Here is a 3,523-nt window from a genome sequence, read left to right as displayed (position 1 = left end):
GCTCTATCTTTACTGCTCTAGTGTAATAAATGTATGTTGTGTAACAAGATTAAAAAAAAATTAAAAATTAATATAATCTTAAAATAACAAAGACTAATAATTACGTAACTTTACAATGTACTTAATAAGTCCGTTTAAAGTTTGTTCACGTGATTTCGGCTTGATAATTGCAATATTCGTTTTTGGAAGTGCGAAAAAAACGTTGTTCAGAAGGTCGTAAAAGTTGTTTAATAAGTAAAAAATTCATTTTATAATAAAACTCATCATGGTCAGAATCGAGTATTTCGTGGTTAAGCTTGCTTTTGTCAATTATTATACTCCTAAAGCCTAAGTATTCAACATCGAAAAAGTAATTAATTAAATCCATGTAAAAATTAATTTTTCTAGAGGATACTTTTGTCCATTTTATTTCAAAATTTTTTGGTAAACCATGTTTTATCTTAAACTCTCTTATTCTTCTGAAAACAATGTCTTTTTTGTCAGTAGGGCATGTTATAGCACCTAATCCCATGATTATATTTTTTTCGTTTTCTAAATGTGAACTTTCATCACAGTATATACTTGTTCTGTTGCTCATGATAATTGATTAAGTGTCAAATTTATAAATAGTATGGAAATATTTAATTAATTGTTAAAAACAAAAAATAAAAAGTTTCAAACATACTTATAGTTATAATCAGTTTTTCGGAAATATCCCAGCAAAAAAAAGCAAAGAGATGGTTGATTTTTACTAGTTTGTGTTTTAAAAACTGGAAAATAAGGATAATTAATTATAATTGAGAGAGTAAATTTTAATTGATTTTAGGGGAATTTTAGGGGAGTAATAAAGTAAAAAATCTCTAAATTATTGAATTTCAATATTTTAGAGATTTTTAAAGTACCCGGAGTGGGAATCGAACCCACACTCCTAAGAACACGAGTTTGAGTCGTGCGCGTCTACCAATTCCGCCATCCGGGCATTACGGTATTTGTGTTTTGTGGGTGCAAATGTAAATAAAAATTCTTCATAGAATCAAAAAAATACTTAAAAATATGCTTTCAGAGTTGAATTTAATTCCTAAATTTGCACCGCGTAAAAGCAACACACAACTAACTAACTACATTCGAGGAGATTATAATTGTTATGCTAAATGCAAAATGATTTGAATTAATCGAAATAAAAACAACAAATTATAATGTCGCATTTTGAACCTGAAGCAAAGATATTTGCATGTTCGCAAAGCGTTCATCTAGCCGAACAAATAGCTAAAAACTATGGAGTTCCACTAGGAAAAGTAACGTTCTCAAAATTTAGTGATGGTGAAATTCAACCTTCTTTTGAAGAATCAATAAGAGGAATTAGAGTTTTTATTGTTTGTTCTACTTTTCCAAGTGCAGATAATTTAATGGAATTATTGTTGATGATTGATGCAGCAAAAAGAGCATCAGCAAGACATATAACTCCGGTTATTCCATATTTTGGCTATGCAAGACAAGATAGAAAAGACAAGCCTAGAGTTCCAATAGGAGCAAAACTAATAGCAAAATTATTGGAAACTGCTGGAGCAACCCGAATTATGACGATGGATTTACACGCAGATCAAATTCAAGGTTTTTTTGAAAAACCAGTTGATCACTTGTTTGCTTCCACAATCTTTTTGCCTTATGTGAAAAGTTTACAGTTGGAGAATTTGACAATAGCTTCTCCAGATATGGGTGGATCAAAACGAGCATATGCTTATTCTAAGTTTTTAGAATCGGATGTTGTAATTTGTTACAAACAACGAAAAGCTGCTAACATCATTGATACTATGGAATTGATTGGTGAAGTGAAAGGAAGAAATGTTATTTTGGTTGACGATATGGTTGATACCGGAGGAACTTTGGCAAAAGCAGCCGATTTGATGATTGAAAAAGGTGCAATAAGTGTTAGAGCGATTTGTACTCATGCTATCCTTTCGGGTGACGCTTATGAAAAAATAGAAAACTCAAAGTTGACCGAATTAATAGTTACCGATTCTATTCCATTAAAGAAAGAATCAAACAAAATAAGAGTGGTAAGTTGTGCGCCACTTTTTGCAGAAGTAATGAATATGGTGCAGCACAACAGTTCCATTAGTGGGAAATTTTTAATGTAATAATATTGCTGCCTATAAGCAATCCTATTCATTAAAGTGAACAAGTATTTTATTATTAACTATAAATATTTTTAAATGAAATCGATTACGATTAAAGGACAAGAAAGAGAAAGCGTAGGCAAAAAAGCTACTAAAGCCTTACGTGATGCTGGAATGGTTCCGTGTGTTATTTACGGAGGAAAACAACCAGTACATTTTGCAGCAGAAGAAAAAGCATTCAAAAGCTTGGTTTACACTCCAAACGCACACACTGTTGTAGTGGATTTGAATGGAAAAACAACTGATGCTATTTTACAAGACATTCAGTTTGATCCAATATCAGACAAAATTCTTCACATTGATTTCTTCCAATTGGATGAGAAAAAAGAAATCATCATGGAAGTACCAGTTAAAATTGTTGGTACATCTCCAGGTGTATTATTAGGAGGTGATTTACGTTTAAACCAACGTAGATTGAAAGTAAAAGCTTTACCTAAAAACCTTCCTGATTTTGTTGAAGCAAACATTTCAGAATTACAAATGGGTAATAAATTGTATGTTACTAAATTAGAAGTAAACAATTTCAAATTAATGCACCCAGATAACACTGTAGTTTGTCAAGTGAAGATTTCTCGTGCGGCAATGAAAGCAGCTCAAGAAGCAGCAAAAGCAGCAAAAGCTCCAGCAAAAGGAAAGAAAAAATAATTTTCAAAACCTTATACAAAAGAAAGCATCAGTTTATAACTGGTGCTTTTTTTATTTTACAATTATTTTGGATTATTTTTGCCAAATGAATTTTTGGAATAGATTTTTCGGAAAAAGAAATAGTCAAGAAACGAACACAATGAAAAAAATTTTAATTGTTGGACTGGGCAACATTGGACAAGAATATGAAAATACAAGACACAATATTGGTTTTAAAGTATTGGATTATTTAGCCAAAGAAGAAAGTATAACTTTTCAAACACAAAAGTTAGGCGATGTAGCCGAATACAATATCAAAGGTAGAAAGTTATTTTTGCTAAAACCAAGTACGTATATGAACTTGAGTGGAAAAGCGATAAAATATTGGATGGAAAAAGAGAATATTGAAAAAGAGAATATTTTAGTAATAACAGATGATTTAAATTTGTCTTTTGGAACCATTCGAATAAAGGCAAAAGGAAGTGATGGTGGACATAACGGTTTAAAAAGTATTCAGGCCGTTTTAAATACTGTTGAATATCCACGATTTCGTTTTGGGATTAGTGATCAATTCAAAAAAGGACAACAAGTGGATTATGTTCTTGGCGAATGGACATCTGAGGAAAATTCTATACTAATAGAACGATTAGAAGTAGCGGCAAAGGTAATTCGGTCATTTGCCTTGGCAGGTTTAAGTAATACTATGAATGAATATAATGGGAAATAAAAAAGCTCCGAAAATT

At 31.1% G+C, this 3,523-nt stretch carries 4 protein-coding genes and 1 tRNA gene; 3 read left to right on the top strand and 2 right to left on the bottom strand.

The window, feature by feature from the left end; translation table 11 throughout:
- Nucleotides 1-145: 145 nt before the first annotated feature.
- Both IAI56_RS15350 and IAI56_RS15345 read right to left on the bottom strand, forming a co-directional pair.
- Entirely contained in the window at nt 146-577 is a 432-nt protein-coding gene (locus tag IAI56_RS15350) for a DUF3800 domain-containing protein (protein WP_187658696.1), read from the bottom strand.
- A gap of 301 nt (nt 578-878) precedes the next feature.
- Nucleotides 879-958, bottom strand: a tRNA-Leu gene (locus IAI56_RS15345).
- Nucleotides 959-1,175: 217 nt separating this feature from the next.
- Between IAI56_RS15345 and IAI56_RS15340 the strand changes: the two genes are divergently transcribed.
- The 3 genes from IAI56_RS15340 (at nt 1,176) to pth (ending at nt 3,507) form a co-directional block, all read left to right on the top strand.
- Nucleotides 1,176-2,117: a ribose-phosphate pyrophosphokinase gene (locus tag IAI56_RS15340; protein WP_187658695.1), complete on the top strand. Its 942-nt coding sequence runs from the start codon at nt 1,176-1,178 to the stop codon at nt 2,115-2,117.
- Nucleotides 2,118-2,192: 75 nt separating this feature from the next.
- The gene (locus IAI56_RS15335; RefSeq protein WP_187658694.1) at nt 2,193-2,801 is read left to right on the top strand and encodes a 50S ribosomal protein L25/general stress protein Ctc; all 609 of its coding nucleotides are present in this window, start codon (nt 2,193-2,195) and stop codon (nt 2,799-2,801) included.
- Nucleotides 2,802-2,940: 139 nt separating this feature from the next.
- The gene (gene pth / locus IAI56_RS15330; RefSeq protein ID WP_317192413.1) at nt 2,941-3,507 is read left to right on the top strand and encodes an aminoacyl-tRNA hydrolase; all 567 of its coding nucleotides are present in this window, start codon (nt 2,941-2,943) and stop codon (nt 3,505-3,507) included.
- The last annotated feature ends 16 nt before the right edge of the window (nt 3,508-3,523 follow it).

The sequence above is a fragment of the Flavobacterium macrobrachii genome (assembly GCF_014486675.1).
Lineage (GTDB): Bacteria > Bacteroidota > Bacteroidia > Flavobacteriales > Flavobacteriaceae > Flavobacterium > Flavobacterium macrobrachii.
Note: the sequence above shows the minus strand (reverse complement) of the source record. Positions and strands in the feature narration are given on the sequence as shown.